Origin of the sequence: Corallococcus caeni (genome assembly GCF_036245865.1) — a bacterium.
In the GTDB taxonomy this organism is placed as follows: Bacteria; Myxococcota; Myxococcia; order Myxococcales; family Myxococcaceae; genus Corallococcus; species Corallococcus caeni.
Genome location: NZ_BTTW01000002.1, coordinates 303,748 through 321,940, shown reverse-complemented (window position 1 = coordinate 321,940; position 18,193 = coordinate 303,748). Strand labels below are relative to the sequence as shown.

The 18,193-nt window shown below is 72.1% G+C and carries 12 protein-coding genes; 3 read left to right on the top strand and 9 right to left on the bottom strand.

The window, feature by feature from the left end; genetic code table 11:
- The first annotated feature begins 138 nt into the window (after nucleotides 1–138).
- Nucleotides 139–2,709 carry a sensor histidine kinase gene (locus AABA78_RS09375; RefSeq protein WP_338262641.1) on the top strand — a complete coding sequence of 857 codons (2,571 nt, stop codon included), beginning with the start codon at nucleotides 139–141 and terminating at the stop codon, nucleotides 2,707–2,709.
- On the opposite strand, the gene AABA78_RS09370 is transcribed toward AABA78_RS09375, so the two are convergent.
- The 5 genes from AABA78_RS09370 to AABA78_RS09350 all read right to left on the bottom strand — a co-directional run bounded on the left by AABA78_RS09370 (nucleotide 2,706) and on the right by AABA78_RS09350 (nucleotide 7,906).
- Nucleotides 2,706–3,722 (bottom strand): hypothetical protein, encoded by a 1,017-nt coding sequence (locus AABA78_RS09370; RefSeq protein ID WP_338262640.1) that lies wholly within the window; start codon nucleotides 3,720–3,722, stop codon nucleotides 2,706–2,708. The genes AABA78_RS09375 and AABA78_RS09370 overlap by 4 nt on opposite strands.
- On the bottom strand, nucleotides 3,719–4,144 hold the full coding sequence (locus AABA78_RS09365; RefSeq protein ID WP_338262639.1) for a hypothetical protein: 426 nt from the start codon (nucleotides 4,142–4,144) through the stop codon (nucleotides 3,719–3,721). The genes AABA78_RS09370 and AABA78_RS09365 overlap by 4 nt, the downstream gene beginning before the upstream one ends.
- A gap of 298 nt (nucleotides 4,145–4,442) precedes the next feature.
- Complete coding sequence (locus AABA78_RS09360) at nucleotides 4,443–5,066, bottom strand: hypothetical protein (RefSeq protein ID WP_338262638.1); 624 nt, start codon at nucleotides 5,064–5,066, stop codon at nucleotides 4,443–4,445.
- 159 nt (nucleotides 5,067–5,225) lie between these two features.
- On the bottom strand, nucleotides 5,226–5,771 hold the full coding sequence (locus tag AABA78_RS09355; RefSeq protein WP_338262637.1) for a hypothetical protein: 546 nt from the start codon (nucleotides 5,769–5,771) through the stop codon (nucleotides 5,226–5,228).
- A 101-nt stretch (nucleotides 5,772–5,872) separates the two neighbouring features.
- Complete coding sequence (locus AABA78_RS09350) at nucleotides 5,873–7,906, bottom strand: S9 family peptidase (RefSeq protein ID WP_338262636.1); 2,034 nt, start codon at nucleotides 7,904–7,906, stop codon at nucleotides 5,873–5,875.
- Between the two features lie 356 nt (nucleotides 7,907–8,262).
- On the opposite strand from AABA78_RS09350, the gene AABA78_RS09345 reads away from it, so the two are divergent.
- A complete protein-coding gene (locus tag AABA78_RS09345) occupies nucleotides 8,263–9,750 on the top strand; it encodes a DUF4397 domain-containing protein (RefSeq protein ID WP_338262634.1) in 1,488 nt (495 codons plus the stop codon).
- A 3-nt stretch (nucleotides 9,751–9,753) separates the two neighbouring features.
- Here the strand turns inward: AABA78_RS09345 and AABA78_RS09340 are convergent, their stop codons facing one another.
- The 3 genes from AABA78_RS09340 to AABA78_RS09330 all read right to left on the bottom strand — a co-directional run bounded on the left by AABA78_RS09340 (nucleotide 9,754) and on the right by AABA78_RS09330 (nucleotide 15,085).
- A complete protein-coding gene (locus AABA78_RS09340) occupies nucleotides 9,754–10,416 on the bottom strand; it encodes a hypothetical protein (RefSeq protein ID WP_338262633.1) in 663 nt (220 codons plus the stop codon).
- A gap of 176 nt (nucleotides 10,417–10,592) precedes the next feature.
- Complete coding sequence (locus tag AABA78_RS09335; protein ID WP_338262632.1) at nucleotides 10,593–14,174, bottom strand: M1 family aminopeptidase; 3,582 nt, start codon at nucleotides 14,172–14,174, stop codon at nucleotides 10,593–10,595.
- On the bottom strand, nucleotides 14,171–15,085 hold the full coding sequence (locus AABA78_RS09330; RefSeq protein ID WP_338262631.1) for an ABC transporter ATP-binding protein: 915 nt from the start codon (nucleotides 15,083–15,085) through the stop codon (nucleotides 14,171–14,173). The genes AABA78_RS09335 and AABA78_RS09330 overlap by 4 nt, the downstream gene beginning before the upstream one ends.
- A gap of 195 nt (nucleotides 15,086–15,280) precedes the next feature.
- On the opposite strand from AABA78_RS09330, the gene AABA78_RS09325 reads away from it, so the two are divergent.
- A complete protein-coding gene (locus AABA78_RS09325) occupies nucleotides 15,281–16,456 on the top strand; it encodes an acyltransferase family protein (protein ID WP_338262630.1) in 1,176 nt (391 codons plus the stop codon).
- Between the two features lie 4 nt (nucleotides 16,457–16,460).
- Here the strand turns inward: AABA78_RS09325 and AABA78_RS09320 are convergent, their stop codons facing one another.
- Entirely contained in the window at nucleotides 16,461–18,047 is a 1,587-nt protein-coding gene (locus AABA78_RS09320; RefSeq protein ID WP_338262629.1) for a response regulator, read from the bottom strand.
- Nucleotides 18,048–18,193 lie beyond the last annotated feature (146 nt).

Here is an 18,193-nt window from a genome sequence, read left to right as displayed (position 1 = left end):
ACGAGGAGGGTGCCCGTCACCAACGCTTCCGGTGGGTGGGTGTCGAGCATCCGCAGAAATCAGGGATGACGGGACCTGGGACGCAGAGCGCCGCGGGCGGGGCCGTGTTCCCATGGTGGATGCAACGGGGGGAGTCGCATGACGATGGTCGCAACCAGGCTGGGGGAGGCGCGGCAGTACGGAGCGCGGCTTCCGGAGATCGAAGAGCGGCTGGCGCTGCTGGCGGAGGCGTCGCGGCTGCTGGCGGACGCGTCGTTGGAGCCCCCGGCGGTGATGGAGCGGCTGTGCGGGCTGGTGGTGCCGATCCTGGGCTCCGCGTGCGCGCTGCGGCTCTTGTCGGAGGACGGGCTGTGGCTGCGCACGGTGGCGTCGGCGGCGGCGGTGCCGGAGGCGCGGGTGCGGCTGCAGGCGCTGTTCTCCCAGCGGATGCGCGCGGATGAAGGCGTGGCGGCGGAGGTGCTGGACACGGGCGAGGCGCAGGGGGTGGAGGCGGTGCTGGTGCTGCCGCTACGGGCGCGGGGACGGGCGCTGGGCACCCTGACGGTGTGGCGGGAGGCGCCGGAGCCCGCGTCGTTCGAGTCCGGGGAGCAGCTCTTGCTCCAGGAGCTGGCGGACCGGGCGGCGCTGGCGCTGGACGTGGCGCGGGCCTACGCGTCCGAGCGGCAGGCTCGGCAGGCGGCGGAGGTGGCGGCGGGGCGGCTGGCGCGGCTGCAGCACGTCACCGCGGAGCTGTCGGAGGCGCTCACCGCGTCGCGCGTGGCGGAGGTGGTGCTGGAGCAGGGGCTGGCGGTGGCGGACGCGAAGGCCGGGGCGCTGTGGGGCGTGGAGCCGGACGCGACGAGCGCCACGCTGCTGCGCTGCGCGGGCTGCACGCCGGACGCGGCGGAGCGGCTGAAGCGGCTGCCCCTGGAAGGGGACTCGCCGGTGGCGCGGGTGCTGCGCGAGTCGCGGCCGGTGTGGCTGATGGCGGAGGACGCGCTGTCGGGGTCGGAGCGGCCTGCGCCCTCTTCCGCGTGCCTGCCGCTGGTGGCGGACGGGCGGGCGCTGGGGGCGCTGGTGTTCACCTTCGGCCTGCCGCACGGGTTCGACGACGACGAGCGGGCCTTCCTCCAGCTGGTGGCGCACCACGCGGCGCAGGCGCTGGCGCGGGCGCGGCTGCTGGAGCGGGAGCAGCGCGCCCGGGCGGCGCTGCGCGAGGCGCACGGCACGCTGGAGGCCATCATCCAGGCGAGCCCCATGGCCATCATGCTGTTGGACCCGGACGGCACGGTGCGGCTGTGGAATCCGGCCGCGGAGCGGATGCTGGGGTGGACGGCGGAGGAGGTGATGGGGAAGGTGCTGCCGGCGGTGCCGCCGGAGCACTGGGAGGCGTTCCGCCACGGGCTGGAGCGCGCCACGCGGGGCACGGTGCTGGACGGAGCGCCCCTGGCGGCGCGGCGGCGCGACGGCGGCGCGGTGCAGGTGGCCATGTGGACCGGGCGCGTGCACCCGGCGAGCGGCCCGCCGCAGTGCCTGAGCGTGATGGTGGACGTCACCGAGCGCCAGCGCGGCGAGGCGGCGCAGCGCTTCCTGGCGGAGGCCGGCGGCGTGCTGGCGGGGAGCCTGGAGGAGGAGGAGACGCTGGAGCGCGTGGCGCACCTGGCGGTGCCGCAGTACGCGGAGGCCTGCGGCGTGTTCCTGGAGGACGAGTCCGGCGGCGTGCGCTGCGTGGCCACGGCGGGGGGCGGGGACGGAGAGGTGCCGCCCCCGGGGCTCGCGGTGGTGGCGCGGGTCATCCAGTCCGGGAGGCCGGAGACGCGCTCGGGGCTGTCGGAGAGGGACCCGACGAGCGCGCGCGCCGGCGGGACGTGCGCGTACCTGTGCGTGCCGCTGCGGGTGCGGGGGCACACCCTGGGGGCGCTGACGTTCGTCACGTCGAAGCGGGCGTACGACGCGCAGGACCTGGCGCTGGCGCAGGAGCTGGCGCGGCGGGCGGCGCTGGCGCTGGACAACGCGAGCCTCTACCGGGACGCGCGTCAGGCCATCCGCCTGCGCGAGGAGTTCCTGTCCATCGCGAGCCACGAGCTGAAGACGCCCATCAGCGCGCTGCAGCTCCAGGTGCAGAGCCTGCTGGCGGGGCTGGCGCGGTCGGGGGCGAGCTTCGACCTGGAGCGGCTCAAGCGCGGCCTGGAGCGGGTGGACCGGCAGGTGAAGCGCCAGACGCTGCTGGTGAACGACCTGCTGGACGTGTCGCGGCTGAGCGCGGGGAAGCTGGAGTTGGTGCTGCAGCCCATGGAGCTGGGGGCGCTGGTGCGGGAGGTGGCCGAGCGCTTCGAGCCGGAGTACGCGCGCTCGGGCACGCCGCTGGAGCTGGCGCTGGCGCCGGAGGTGCGCGGCCAGTGGGACCGGCTGCGGTTGGATCAGGTCTTCACCAACCTGTTCTCCAACGCGCTGAAGTACGGGCGGGGCAACCCGGTGCACGTGTCGCTGGACGTGGAGGGCGACCGGACGCGGCTGCGGGTGCGCGACGGCGGCATCGGCATCGCGAAGGAGCACCTGCCGCGCCTGTTCCACCGCTTCGAGCGCGCGGTGTCCGAGCGAAACTACGGCGGCTTCGGGCTGGGGCTGTGGATCGCCCGCCAGATTGTCGAGGCGATGGGCGGCCACATCGAGGTGGAGAGCGTGCTGGGCGAGGGCTCCACCTTCACCGTGGAGCTGCCGCGCGGCTAGCGGTGGAAGGCGGGGAGCCCCTCCGCGATGAAGCCGCAGCCTCGCTGGGATTCGCGGCGGTGGAGGACGTGGCAGCGCTCGGGGGCGGCGCAGTCGGTGTCGCGGGTGCAGGGCTGGAAGCAGTAGCCGCTGGTCTCGTCGCAGGTGAGGCCCTTGTCGCAAGGGGCCTTGTCATCACAGCGGGCGCGGCACTCGAAGGCTTCGGTTTCGAGGGTGGGCTCGGCGAAGCCGCGCAGGCAGTCCTGGTTCGCGGCGCAGGGCGCGGCGTCCAGGCAAGCGGGCCCGATGAAGGGGCGGCAGATGGGCACCTCGCCGGTGTAGTCCGTCTCACAGCGCTCGCCCGTGGGGCAGGCGCGGTCGCGGCAGCTGGGGACGCAGGCGCCGAGGACGCGGTAGGGATTGGGCGCGCACTCGGTGCCGGAGGCGCAGGCGTTCGCGTCGTGCACGTTGCACGGAGGGCCGCAGTATTCATGGACGCAGAGGAGCCCCGGCGCGCATTGGCCCTCCAGCTCCCGTGCGTAGCCCGTGCACCGCGCCCCGGCCGGCAGGGTTCCGCGCGGCACGCAGCGGCGGAGGACCTGGCTCGAGGTGGAGGTGTCCACGGGGTGGCAGGTGTCGGAGGGGGTGCAGTCCGACGCGTCGTCGCAGTAGCGGTGCAGGGGCTGGCAGTCGCGGAAGCCGAAGTCCGGGTGGTGCGCGCACACGGTGTCGGCGGGACATGCGGCATCCGCGTCGCAGCGGTCCTCGCAGAGGAGCGAGCCCCGGGTGTCGGCGTGGCAGTTCGTGGGGACGTTCGTGAGCCGGATGCCGTTGCTCAGCACGACGACGTCGGGAGGCTCGCTCGCGGCGCTGTCCGGGTCGTTGCTGGTTTCGAAGCTCAGGTGGACGGGGTCGTCCGACAGGTCCGCCTGCGCGGCGAGGTCCGGGCCTGGCCACGCGAGCCACACGGCCGTGCCCACAGCGGTCACGAACGCGGTGAAGGCGATGAGGAGGCAGAGCGCACGGGGCGTCACAGGCCGAGCACCTGGCGCATCCAGCGCTGACTCTCCTCGTCCCGGGTCACGAGTCCGTCGAAGCGCCCCGCGCGCATCATCTCCACGAGGACGGTGTCCTCGGCGATGCGCTCGGGTTCGAAGCGCGGGAAGTCCATGTCATCCCATGCTTCCATGCTCCGGGCATAGGCATCGAAGAAACGATCGAGGTTCGATGCGACCGGCAGGACTTCCTTTTCGCTGTGGTCATCGATGAAGACCACGGGTTGCAGCCCGTGCGGGTCCGCGAGTCCAGGCACGAGCGCGAACCGATACGCCAGGCTCGGGACCTGGCCAAACACGAGGCACTCCGGGAAAGGAGCCTCTCCCCGCTCCCGGAGCGTCCTGTTGATGGCCACGACTCCGTGCTCTCCTTGCAGCGGGTAGAGGACGAGCTCCGCCACTCGCGCGTCCCCTATCCGCCTGAAGACAGCTGCGAGCAGGGGGTCCAGGGGCTGCCCTGGGAACAACTCCCGGCCCGTCGAGTCCTCCGTGGAGGCCGTTCCCAGACGCAGCGGCAGCCGCTGTTCGCGGCATTGTGCCATCAGTCGCTCAAGGCCCTTGAGAGGGGACTCCATCCGCGCTCCCTTCACCGCTCCAGCAGCGCCTTCACCGCGCGAAGCGCATTCTGCTCCGCGAGCGCGGAAGCGGATTCCGCGGGGACGTGGACGCGATGGAACCACGAACCGTATTGCTGGTCGATCACCCGGGAGAGTTCCTCCACCGCCTGCTGTCCAGCCGCTGGGACTGCTGCCCCACGGACTCCCAGACCCGGTTGATGCTCCGGTGCACCGTGCGTTCGACCGCGACCAGGTTCGTCCCCTGGTGGATGTCCATGCGCGGGAACAGGCGCGCATACTCCAGGGGGACGCGGTGGTGGATCTCATACTCCTCCATCCGCAAGGGTCCCAGCTCCCTGGCGAGCCGGGGGTTCACGGTTTCGAAGTATTCACGCCGTGCCCATTGCCGTAACCGCTTCTTCGCTTGCCGGTCGAGCGGCTCATGCAGAGCCTTCTCGACCCGGGCCAGGATGTGTCGCAGCTCGGCCTGTTCTCCTGCTTCGAGCGCCGCCAGCCCCTCCGCCTCCGCCTTCATCCAGATTCGCTGGAGGGCTTCACGTTCAGCGGCCGGCGTGCGGATCAGCACCGTGCGAAACCACTGCGCGCCCTTCGCGCCGCTCCTGCCGAGCACCGAGACCACCGTGGGCGCGACGGCCTCCATCGCCCCGAGCATGCCCTTCGCGATGAAGCCTCCCACGTACCAGTACGCGAGCTGCTCGAAGGACCAGACTCCCGCGAGGCGCGCGCTCGGCCGGGACGTCGTCACCCGCCGCCTCTTCGAAGGGCTCCCGCTCGAAGGAGTCACTGCTCGCGCACGCGGTCAACGCGCACACCCAAAGCAGTCCCAGCACCGACGGCATCCGGTGCCAGGACCGCTCTCCACGGGAAACGGGACGCGTCATCGCGCCCCGAGCCCATGGGGAAACTACAGCGCCAGGAGCAGCAGCGACGCCTGCTCCTCGGGCGAGGCCGCGAGGAAGGCGTCCGGCAGCTTGATCTCCGTGGGCGGCGTGAGCGAGGGGTCGCAGCTGCGCGGCCCTTCGTAGGTGCGGCCCGGCTCCTTCGCCTTCAGCCGGTACGTGCAGTCGTGCACGTACACCGTCATCTCCCGCGGCGACAGCGTCAGCGTGACCGGACGGCCACCGAAGCCGCCCTTCGCCTTCACCGTGTCGCCGTCCTTCTTCACGTCCAGGTTCACCACCGAGGACCCGAGCTTGCCCTTCACCTTCTCGTCCTCCAGCCTCAGCGCCACCGGGACGTCCGCCACGCGGCCGCGCAGCTCGCCCGGCGTCCGGGACACCTGGAACGCCTGTCCGGTGACGTTGTCCGCCGTCATCCGCAGGTTGAACTGCGTCCGCGCGATGTTGAAGGAGACCTCATCCTGCTCGGAGCCCGCGAACGCGCCGCCCACCCCCGCGAGCACCGCCAACACCCCCACACCCCGACGCAATGACCGACCGTAGCGATTCATGGACACGCCCCTCCGGGAACGCACTTCGCCAGCACTGACAATGTGCAACGTGCCCGGGGCGGCGCCATATCGCCCGAGCACGGGCCCTTGCTCGCCGGGGGCTACTTCCCGCCTGCCGCCCCGCTCCCCTGCCCTGCGGCCGGGCCCAGCAGGTGCTTCTCGAAGAACATCAGCGCCGTCGTCTGGGCCAGGTCCCGGTTGGTCTTCTTCTGGAACCCGTGCCCCTCGTCCGTGGCCAGGAGGTACCAGACGTCCGAGCCCTTCTTGCGCACCGCCTGCACCACCTGCTCCGCCTCCGACTGCGGCACGCGCGGGTCGTTCGCTCCCTGCTGCACGAAGAGCGCCGCGCGAATCCTGTCCACCGACCCCAGCGGCGAGATGCGCTCCTGCACCTTGCGCACGGCCGGGTCGCGCTCGTCGCCGTACTCCGCGCGCCGCAAGTCCCTCCGGTACGCCTGGGTGTTCTGCAGGAACGACGGCAGGGAGGAGATGCCCACCACGTCCACCGCCGCCTTGATGCGCTCCGGGAAGAACGCCACCGTCGCCAGCGTCATGTAGCCGCCATAGGAGCCGCCGTAGACGCCCACGCGCGCCGCGTCCAGCTCCGGCCGGGAGGCGACGAAGTCCAGCGTGGCCCCGATGTCCGCCAGGCTCGCCTCGCGCTTCACGCCGTCATCCATGGCGCGGTACGCCTTGCCGTACCCCTCCGAGCCGCGCACGTTGGGCAGCAGCACCGCCAGCCCCAGCTCCGTCGCCATGAGCTGGATCTGCGCGCTGAAGCTCGGCTGGCTCTGGCCTTCCGGGCCGCCGTGGAACATCACCACCACCGGCACCTTCCCCTTCGCGTTCTTCGGCAGGTACAGGAACGCCGGCACCTTCACGCCGTCCGTGGACGGGTAGCGCACCAGCTCCGGCTCCACGAACGTCTCCGGATCCAACCCGCCGACCTCGGAGCGCGTCCAGCGCGTGGTCTTCTTCGTGCCCAGGTCCACCGTGAAGACGTCCAGCGGCACGCGCGCCGACGTCAGCGAGAACGCCACCCGGTCCGACCGCTTCGACGGGAAGCGGAGCTGCGAAAGCACCCCGCGCGGCGTCTCCACCGGCGACAGCGCCTGCGTGCGCGTGTCCAGGAGGTACAACCGGCCGTAGCCCTCCTCGTTGGCGGCCACCGCCAGCTTGCGCCCGTCCGGGGACAGCTCCAGGTGGTCGATGTTCCAGCGCACCGACTTCGTCAGCGACGGCGGCGCCGCCGGGGGCGCGCCCGTGAGCGGCAGCCGGTACACCTCCGCGAAGTCGCTGTAGCGGTCCGTGGACACGTACACGCCCTGCCCGTCGTGCGTGAAGACGGCGGCCTCCACGCTGCCCTTGCCCTCCTTGGGCGTGAGCTGCGTGCGCGCGTTCGTCTTCAAGTCCACCACGCTCAGGTCCGAGTCATCCGCCGCGCGGAACTGACGCACCAGCAGCTTCGAGCCGTCCTCGGAGAACTCCAGCGGCGCCCAGCTGCCCTCCACCTCCGTCACTCGCTTTGCCTGCTTGGGCTCCGCCGTGGGCGCCACGTAGACGTCGGTGTCCTTGCCGTTGCGTCCCGTGCCCGCGTACGCGAGCCACTTCCCGTCCCGCGACACCACCAGCTCCTCGTGCCGGCTCTTGCCGTCCGTCAGCAGCTCCGAGCGGCCCGTGCGCCGGTCCAGCTTGAGCACCTGGAAGAACTCTCCGCCGCCCGTGTCCTGCAGGTAGAAGATGAATTGAGGGTTGCCCGGCAGGAAGCGCGCGCGGTTGATGGGCTCCTTCGTGAAGGTGAGCTGCGTGCGCGCGCCCAGCGGCATCTCCACCACGTGCAGCTGATTGACGTCCGCGAAGCGCGTGGAGATGAGCATCTGCTGACCATCCCCGGTCACGTCCAACAGCTGCGCGGAGCGCGACTCCAGGTACTGCTGCACGCGCTGGGAGAGCGCGGGCGGAACTGGCGGCACGCCGCTCGCCCACAGGTTGGGCAGCCCGGGCAGCGGGGCGATGCCGGGGACGGCGGACGGCGCCTTCGCGGCGGCCGGCGCGGGGGGCGGCTTCGACGGCGCGGGCGCGGGCGTCTGCGCCGCGAGCAGGGACACGATGAGCGGAAGGGACGCGAGGGTCATGGTGCCGCCGACCCTACCAGCGCCGTCGCCCTTCCCGGCACCCACGCGCGCCGTTCCCCCCACCCACGCGATGACGCGTTTTGAACAGGGAATGGCCCCGGGCCGGTGATGCGGTGCGGCGGCCGGCCAGGCGGGGCGGTGTCACGCTCCGCGCCCGGGTGATCGCACCCGCCGTCTTCGCGGGAGGCCCCGCGCCCGTGATGCCAGGGACTTGCGACGTGCGCCGGTGCACACCGTCGGAGGCGGACAGTGGCCCTTGCGTGGGGGTTCGCCCGCGTGGAGGTGATGCCCACCCTTACCCCTGTCGACATCGGTGCCGAGCCGCGTCCGCGGCCCGCCGAGGAGGGGACTTCGACATGGCCTGGATGCGGGGGAAGACACTGCGGGTCGTCGCGCTCACGGCGCTGGGGGTGTTCGCGCCCGCGTGCGGAGGCGGCTCGGCGGAGGACTCCGGCACGCCTCCGACGCAGGACGGCCCGGTGCTCGTGCCGCCCACCCAGGCGCAGCTGCGCATCGTGCAGGCCGCGCCGGGCACGCCCGCGATGGACGTCTACCTCGCCGGCAACCCCACGCCCGTGGCGCGGGCCGTGGCCTATGGCGCCACCACGCCCTACCTCACGCGCGAAGCGGGCGCCGTCACCGTGGAGCTGCGGCCCACGGGCGCGGCGGCGGACTCGCGGCCCGTCGTGTCCCAGCCGGTGGGCATGGAGGCCGGGACGCGCTGGACGGTGGTGGCCGCGGGCGCCCTCTCCTCTTCCGACTCCGACGCGGCGCTGCGCACGCTGCTGCTGCGCGACAACACCGTGCCCGCGGACGGCGGCCAGACGCGCGTGCGCATCGTCAACGCCGGCACGGACGCGCCCACGGTGGACGTGGACCTGGGCAATGACGGCTCGGTGGAGGTGGCGTCCCTCGCGCGCTTCAAGGACTCCGGCGAGCAGGCGTGGGTGCTGCCTTCGGGCGCCGCGTTCCAGGTGGGCCTGCGCACCGGTGGCCGGGCGCTGACGTCCTTCACCGTGCCCGCGGCCGGCTCCGGCACGGACACGCTCATCGTCGCCACCGGCCTCATGTCCGCCCCCGCGCGAGCGGGCGACGGCTTCTCCCTGCTCACCGCGGGCCGCGACGGGACGCTGGCCATCCTGCGGCAGAACCCGACGGTGTACGTGCTGCACGCGTCGCCGGACGCGCCCGCGCTGGACCTCTTCGCCAGCGACCGCGAGCTGTCCGGCGGACTCGCGTACGGCGCGCTGTCCTCGCCGCTCCAGGTGCCGCCGGGCACGTACACGCTGGACTTCTTCGCCGCCGCGCCCGGGACGGAGCGGCCCACGAGCGCACCAGTGGTGACGGCGACGACGCCCACGCTCGTTCCGGGCGAGCGCTACCTGATGGTCGCCGCGGGCTACCTCGCGCCGCCCCGGCCTTCGGCGTCCCCGTTCACGCTGCTGCCCCTCACGGACCGCTTCGCGAGCGACCCCTCCAACCTGCGCCTGCGCTGGGTGCACGCCGCGGCGAACACGCCCGCGGTGGACGTGGGGCCGCTGGGCTCGGAGCGTCGTGTGCTGCCGGACGCGCCCTTCCTCGACGTGCCCTTCGCCACCGCCACCGCGCAGGACGGCCTGCCGCTGCCTTCCGGTGGCACCGTCACGCTGGGCGTGGTGCCGTCCAACGACGCCAACCGCGCGCCGCGCACGAGCTTCTCCGTGACGCCTCAACCGGACACGCGCGTCTTCGCCGTCGCCACCGACACGCCCGGCGCCGCGCCCGGAAGCTGGGACCTCCAGCTCCTGTGGGTGGACACCACGCGCACGCCGTGGACCGTGAGCACGCAGGCCGACGTGCCCTGACCGTCAGAACGCCCAGCCCACGTTGAGCAGGATGCGCTGGGAGAGGAACCACGCCGACTGGTGGATGCGCTCCACGCTCGTCTCGTCCACGGGGCCCAGGCGCAAGGAGTCGTAGGCGAGCGCTTCGCGGCGAGCCCCGAGCCCCACGCCGCCCTGCACCGTGAAGCCGGGCTCCAGCACCACGCTGTACCCCAGGACCGCCGACCCACCCACGGACCAGAAGTCCGCTTTGCTGTCATGGCTCAACAGGTCGTCCGGGAGGTTCCCTACCATCGTGCTGGAGCTCCGCCCCACTCCCACCTCCACGCGCGGTGCCAGCCACAGCCCCTGGGGTGCCCGGCCCGTCAGGTAGAAGCGCACCGAGGGCGCCACGCCGAACTGATAGACCGTGCGGTTGAAGCCCTCCAGCCCGCCAGGCTCCGCTTCCTCGAACCGCGAGCGGTCGTGGTTGAAGGACGCGAACACGCCCAGCCCCACGGAGAAGCGCTCCCCCATCACGCGCTCCCCCTCCAGCGACAGCTGATTCAGGCTCTGGATGGGGACGGACACCGTCACCACGTTGCGCCGCTCCACCGGGAACGACCCCGTGGTGACGCCGTCCTTCGCCAACGCCACCGCCGACAGCAGCACCAGCGACACACCCAGCTTCCACTGCATCGAGACCATGTGATGAACCCCCGTCATGGAGCCGGACCCCCAAGGTCCGCCATGCCGGGGAAGGCCCATCGCAATCGATGTGCCAGCCTGCTCCCAGAGGGCGCCGCGCGCCGGTGAGGCCCGACACCGTGACACCGTGTCTCCAGTGCTCGGAGGCACGGGTGTCAGCGTGTCATGTCATCGCGTCACGGCGGCGTGAGCGCGGCCTGGGCCTGCTCGCGGCGCAGCTGGAGCACGCGCACGTCCGGGTCCACCACCAGCCGCTCCGGCGCGAAGCCCGAGCGCAGCGTCACCCTCGCGGATCCGCCCGCGTCGAGTTCCACGCGCGTCACGGTCTTGGAGGCCTCCTCGGGCGCGGCGGCCTCCGCGGCCTTCGTCACCGCCACCTCCACCGGCATGCGGCCCGCGCCCACGTTCGTCACCGTCGCCGTGGTCACCCACTGGCCGCCCTCCTTCGTCACGCGCGCGTCGGTGACGCGGTACTCGGGCACCACGACCTCGAAGAAGGCCTGCCGGGTGAACCGGTCGAAGGCTTCGGGAGACGGCGCGAAGGGGCGCATCACCGCGAGGAAGTCCTGCAGCACGGGATGGTCGGCGTTGTTCATGTATTGCTTCAGGAAGGCCTGGAGCCCCGCGTGCATCGCGTCGCGGCCCATCAACTCCTCCAGCATCCAGAACGTCCAGCCGCCCTTCTCGTAGAGGACCACCGTGTCGCCGTCGCGCGAGCCGTCCAGCTTCACCAGCGGCTGCTCCGCGTCCACGCGCCGGTCCTTGCCGTAGCGCTCCTCCATGCGCTTCGCGGTCTGCCTGCGCGCCTCCTGCCCGTCGAGCTGTTCGATGAGCTTCAGCGACGAGTAGTGCGACAGCCCCTCCGACAGCACGTTGCCGCCGGGGCCCTTGCCGGGGATGAGCAGGTTGCCCCACCACTGGTGCGCGGCCTCGTGCGCGGTGACGAGCAGCACCGCGTTCGACTCCGGCGTGGTGAGCGTGAGGAACCCGATGGACTCCGAGAACGTGATGTCCGTGGGGAAGCCCTGCGCGTAGTTGTCCAGGCCGGCGAACTCCGACAGCTTCAGCTCCGCCCACGGGAACGGGTGGAACCACTCCGAGTAGTACCGGCGCGCGGCCTCCAGCCCCCGCATCATCTCCGGCACGTTGTAGCCGTGCGCCGGGTCGTGGAACACGACCGTGCCCGCGCCCTCCACGCGGGTCCACTTCCCCGCGATGACGTTGAAGAAGCTCACGGGGTAATCGCTGCGCCACACCGTGGTGCGCCGGCCGTCCTTCACCGTGTCGCTCTCCCGCACGCCCACCGAGTTGAGCGTGTAGGCCTCCGGGCCGCTCACGCGGATGCGAAAGGGGAACGGCATGTTGCTGCCCCAGGCGGACTCCGTGGGCCCCTCGTAGAAGTCGTCCGCGTAAACGCGCGGCTCGTATTTGTTCTCCCTCGGGTCGATGCCGCGCTCCTCCTCGTAGCCCACCACCGGGGCGAACGTGGGCGTCTCGCTGGTGAGCACCACGCCCGACGGGAGGATGAACTCCTTGAACGCGCCGCCCGCGCGGGACACGCCGTCCGGCACGTGGCCTGCGTACTGGAAGCCCACCGTCACCTTCGCCCCGGGCGCCAGCGGTGCGGACGGCGTGAAGACATACAGCCCCGCGCGGTCCTCCGGCGTCACGTCCCTGCCATCCAGCGTCCAGCGCACGTCCGTCCAGCTGTCGCCGCCGCTCAAGGCGAAGCGAGGGAGCGCCACGCCGTGCCGGTTCATCAGCGTGTACGTGCCCTTCATGCGGAAGGCGCTCGCCTCCGGCTCCAGGTCCACGTCCAGGTCCACGTCCGCCAGCATGGGCTGCGGCGCGTCCTTCCACGTCGCCAGGTTCTTCTGCCAGTACTCCTTCGCGTGCTTCTTCGCCGCCGCGCCCTGGTGGCCCTGTCCCACGAGGATGCCCAGCCACACCAACGCCACCGCCGGCACCGCGAGGTACGGCGCCAGTCGCCACAGCCCGAGCGCGAGGCCCGCGGGCTTCAGTCCCTCCAGCGTCGTCACCGAGTCGCGGACGCGACGCCCGTCCAGGCGCACCGCCAGCGCGGTGAAGAAGACGGCCCCTCCCAGCGCGGCCACGCGGTTGAGCACCAGCGCGGCGCGGTCCACCTGGAAGGCGCCCAGGTCCGTCCACCGCACCGCGTCCCACAGCAGCCAGTTCGTCACCCAGGTGAGGTCCCCCCGCACGGCGAGGTAGCCGGTGAGCCCCAGCGCGGCCAGGGCCAGCGCGTACGTGCCGAAGCGGCCTCCCGCCACCGAGCGCGCGGCCAGGATGAAGCCCGTCCACAAGAGGAAGGTGGGAAACAGCAACAGCCCCCACACGAGCACATACGGCGTCAGCGACAGCGGCACCCTGCCCTGCGACACCTGCACCAGCGTGCCCGCGAGCGCCATGGCCGTCAGCAGCGCCACCGCCACCAGGCTGTTCGCCAGCGCCTTGCCCAGCAGCACCGACAACGTGCGCACCGGCGTCGCGTCGTGGATGGGCGCGAAGTGGGAGGCCTGCTCGCGCTCCAGCGACTCCACCACGTAGAACATCAACAACAGACACACGAGCACCGACGCCTGCGCCATCGTGCGCACCGCGAAGCGGCCGGGCACCAGCAGGAGGCTCGTGTCGAAGGGGCCCACCGCCGTGGCGCCCTGGGACACCATCTGCAACATCAGGAGCGGCAGGAACAGGTAGAGCCCTGGCTGCGACAAGAGGCCCCGCCCTTCCGCGCGCGTCACCGTCCACAGCCCCGTCCAGAAGCCCGGTGGCCGCACGCCCATGCGCAGCGCGGACAGCGGCGCCTCCGCGTGCGACAGCGCGACCTGCTTCGGCGGCGCATCGAGGACTCCACCCTTGCGCGGGGCCTTCGTGCGCACCTCGCCCCGGAGCGCGCGGCGGAAGTGGCGCTCGGTCCAGGCCACCGCGCCCAGGCCCAGGGCCATGAGCACGCAGCGGCTGGTGACGAAGAGGGCGTCCAGCCCCACGGGTTGCGTGTTGTAGAAGTCCACGCCCCGGTCCACCTTGATCCACGTCTCCGTGAGCCACCGGAAGCCGCCGGGGTCCAGCGCCATCAGGAACCGGTTCACGCGCGGATCCAACCAGCCCGGGGACCAGTCCCAGAGGAAGAAGGCGCAGAGGAAGAAGAGGCCCACCGGCAGGAAGTACACCGGCACCGCGCGGCGCGTGCGCTCGCCCGTGGCGAAGGCCGCGCCCGCCATGAAGACGATGAGCGGCAGGCCGAACCACACCGCGGCGCTCACGTAGTTCCTTAGCGCGAAGGGCCCGCGGAACTCCGCGTCCGCGCCCGCCGGCACGACGTGGTGGAAGAAGACGAGCAGCCCCATCATCCACGCGAGCGCCAGCACGTACGCGCCCAGCACGCCCGCGAACTTGCCCCACACGTACTCGGCGGATGTCAGCGGCGTGGTGTGCAGGATGGGCTGCACGCGGGCCTCGTCGTCGGAGATGACGGACATGCCCGCGCCCACCGACACGAAGAACATGAACAGCATGAAGGTGAGCAGCAGCACCGTCTGCGCGACGGCGAACGCGCTGGTCACCCACGCCTTCTTGCCGCCCACCTCCGTGCTGCCCGCGTCGATGGTGACGTTGCCGGAGGACACGCCCCACACCACGGCCACCAGCAGCACGAGCAGCACCCAGAACAGCGGGCGCCTCACCTGGTGGCGCCACTCGGTGCGCGCCACGCGCCAGAGCCGGGACGCGTTCACGCGCTCACCGCCGGGGCGGGCACCTGGGCCCCGGGCTCGGGCGCGTCCTTCATCAGGAGGAGGTAGGCGTCCTCCAGCGTGGGCGGCGTGCGCTCGAAGCCGGGGGGCACGGGCGTGCCGGGGGCCGCGTGGATGCGCACGCGGTTCCTGCCCTCGAAGAGCACGGCCTGGGTGACGCGCCAGGCCTGCTGGAAGGCGGCCATGTCGGCCGGGGGGACGGTGCCTTCGAAGAGGGTGTCGTGGAGGGCGGACTTCGCCTCCGTGGGGCTGGTGATGGCCATCACGCGGCCGTGGCGGATGACGGCGAAGCGCGGGCAGAGCATGGCCACGTCCTCCACGATGTGCGTGGACAGGAGCACCGTGCGCTCGTGGGCCACCTCCGCGAGCAGCCGGTAGAAGCGCTGGCGCTCCTCGGGGTCCAGGCCCGCGGTGGGCTCGTCCACGATGAGGAGCTTCGGGTCTCCGGCCAGGGCCTGCGCGATGCCCAGCCGCTGCCGCATGCCGCCGGAGTACTCCTTCACCTTGCGCTTCGCGGCGAAGGTGAGGTTCACGCGCTCCAGCAGCTGCGCGCACAGGGCCTTCAGCCCCTGCGGCGCGGTGACGCCCTTGAGCTCCAGCAGGTAGCGGAGCATGTCCTGGCCGGAGAGGTACGGGTAGAAGCCGAACTCCTGCGGCAGGTAGCCCAGGTGCGGGCGCAGCGCCTCCGGGTGACGCACGAGGTCCAGGCCGTCGAGCGTCACCTCGCCGGAGGTAGGCTCCAAGAGGCCGGAGAGGATCTTCATCAGGGTGGACTTGCCCGCGCCGTTGGGCCCGAGCAGGCCGAACATCCCCTTGGGGACGTCCAGGTCCACGCCACGAAGGGCCGTCACCGGGCCCGGATACACCTTCACCAGGTTGCGCAGGCTGAGCATGTGGCCCGTTCTACGCCGAAGTGGGGGGCTCCATTTCCGGCTTCGCGCGCGAAGGGCACACGGCGCGTCGCGGCAGCGCCACACCGAACCTGTCCGACAGTCGGAACGGCCTGGACGACCGCGTCGGGGCGGCCGGGCGGCCGGCGCCGGGGCGGATTGAGGGGGGCGCGCGGGGCTGCGAGACTCGCGGGCGTCATGCCTTCTTCCCGGCAGCACCTGGACGCACTCACCGGGCTGCGGTTCCTCGCCGCCGCGCACGTCGTCGCCTACCACGTGTATCACCTGGTCTTCACCGGCACGGAGGCACCGCCGGGGCTGCACGGGTTGCTCGACAGCGGGTACGTGGGCGTCAGCTTCTTCTTCGTCCTGTCGGGCTTCATCCTTGGCTACAACTACCTGGAGCGGCCGCCGGACACGCGCGAGGCGCGCAAGGCGTTCTGGGTGGCCCGCTTCGCGCGCGTCTACCCGGTCTATGCGCTGGGGCTGGCCATCGCCGCGCCCGCGTTCCTCAAGGGGCTGCACGACGCGTGGGCGGTGGATCCGTCGCAGGCGTCGCGGCAGGCCGGGGCGCTTTTGCTGGCGCCGCTGCTGCTCCAGAGCTGGGCGCCGTGGACGGCGCTCGCGTGGAACGGCGCGGGCTGGTCACTGGCGGTGGAGGCGGTCTTCTACGCGACCTTCCCCTTCCTGGCGGGCAGGCTGGGCCGGCTGGGGCCCCGGGCGCTCGCGGTGGGCGCGGCGGTGGCGTACGGGGCCGCGCTGCTGTTCCCGGCGCTCTACATGCTGGTGGATCCGGACCACACCGGAGGCACGGCGTCCGCGTACAACTCCGGGCCGTGGATGCTGGCGCTGCGCTTCGACCCGCTGGCGCGGCTGCCGGAGTTCATCCTGGGCATCCTCGCGGGGCGCTTCTTCCTGCTGCGCGCGGGGGGAGCGCCGCGCTCGCGTCCCGTGGCGCTGGCGGTGCTGGGAGGGCTGGTGGCCGCGGCGTTGGTGGGGAGCACGTCGCTGCCCTTCCCGCTGTTGCACAACGGGCTGCTGGCGCCGGTGTTCGCGGCGCTGATTGTGTTGTTGCCCCGGAGCCAGGGGGTGGTGGCGCGGGTGCTGGCGTCGCGGCCGCTGCGGCTGCTGGGAGAGGCGAGCTACGCGCTCTACATCCTGCACATGCCGGTGCTGTTCGCCTGGAAGTCCGTGCTCAAGCGGCTGGGCGCGGAGCCCTCGTCCGCCTGGGCCGTGGCGGCGTTCGTCGTGGGCGTGGGGTGCCTGAGCGTGCTCGCGTACGAGCGCGTGGAGAAGCCCGCCCGGGGGTGGATCCGCGACCGTTGGACGGGCCGCGCGGAGCAGCCCGCGGCGGGGCTCCAGCCCCGGGCGTGAGGCCCTACGCGCTCCTTGCCTGGAGCCGGCGGGGCGCGCCGCGCTTCACGGGGCCCAGCTGCGCGAGCACGCGGCCGATCTCCACCAGCTCCACCGGCTTGACCAGGTGCAGGTCGAAGCCCGCCTTCTCGCTGCGGCTCCGGTCCTCCGGCGCGCCGTAGCCTGTCAGCGCGATGAGGTGCGCGTCCGAGGCCACGCGGCCCCGCAGCTCCTGCGCCACCTGATAGCCGTCCAGGCCCGGCAGGCCGATGTCCAGGATGATGACGTCGTAGGTGCCGGGGGTCGCCATGGCGAGCGCCTCCGGGCCGTCCTCGGCGACCGCGACGGTGTGGCCCCACATCTGGAGCATCTCGCGCAGGCCCTCGCGCGCGTCGGGGTTGTCGTCCACCAGGAGGATGCGCCATTCGCCCCGGCGGGACTCGATGCGCTCCACGGTGGCCTCGGGCCGCGCGGCGTCCGTGAGCAGCGGCAGCGCGACGGTGAACAGGCTGCCCTGGCCCGGGCCCTCGCTGAAGACGTCCACCTGGCCGCCGTGCTCCTCCACCAGGTTGCGCACCAGCGTCAGGCCAATGCCCAGCCCGCCCCGGCTGCGCGCGAGCCCCGCGTCCAGCTGCGCGAAGAGCTCGAAGATGCGCTCCTGGTCCTCCCGCCGCAGGCCGATGCCCGTGTCCTGCACGGACACGCGCACGCGGGAGTCCTCGGCCACATGGGCGCCCACGGTGATGATGCCGCCCTCGAGGGAATACTTGGAGGCGTTGTCGAGCAGGTTGGTGAAGACCTGCTCCAGGCGCGTCCGGTCGCCGTCCACCCAGCAGGGCTCCTGCATGAGGGCTTCGCGCAGGATGAGCCCGCGCTCCTCCATCACGGGCCGGGCGGCGGCCAGCGAGTGCTGCAGCACGGTGTTGAGGTCCAGCCGGCTGCGGCGCAGGGCGTACTTGCCCCGGGTGATGCGGCTGACGTCGAGCAGGTCGTCCACGAGGTGGCGCAGGTGGCTCACCTGCCGCTCGATGACGTCGCGGCGGCGCGCGTCCGCTTCGGACAGGCCGTTCGAGTCCTTCTGCCCGAGCATCTGCACCGCGACGGAGATGGCGGCCAGGGGGTTGCGCAGCTCGTGGGCGAGCATGGCCAGGAACTCGTTCTTCTTGCGGTCGGCCTCTTCCAGGCGCGCGGCGTTCGCCAGGGCTTCGCGCTCCACGCGTCGCAGGCGCAGGACGCTGTTGACGGTGGCGATGAGCTCTTCCGGGTCGAACGGCTGGGTGAGGTAGACGTCCGCGCCCGCGCGCAGGCCCGTGACCTTCTTCTCCGCGGTGATGAAGGTGGCGGAGGTGTGGATGATGGCGACCTCGCGGGTGCGCGGATCCTCCTTCAGGAGCCGGCACACGTCGTAGCCGCTCATGTCGGGGAGCTTCACGTCGAGCACGACGACGTCGGGAGGCGAGTCGAGGGCGAGCTGCAGCGCCTCTCCGCCGGTGACCGCCTCCAGGACGCGGTAGCCCGCCTGGCGCAGGGAGAAGGTGCCCAGGTAGAGGCTCGCGGGCGTGTCGTTGACGTGGAGGACGGTGGCGTTGGCGGTAACGAGCACGGGCGACATTCCCAGGGAGGAGCCAGACCCGATTTCTACCGCGCGGCATGAACCCACGCGAACCGGGATCATCCCCACGCTCCGCACCATTGCTCACCGCACGGCCCGTGTGAACGGGGAGTGTTGGGACCGAAACAGCTTGTCCAGCCTCCGTC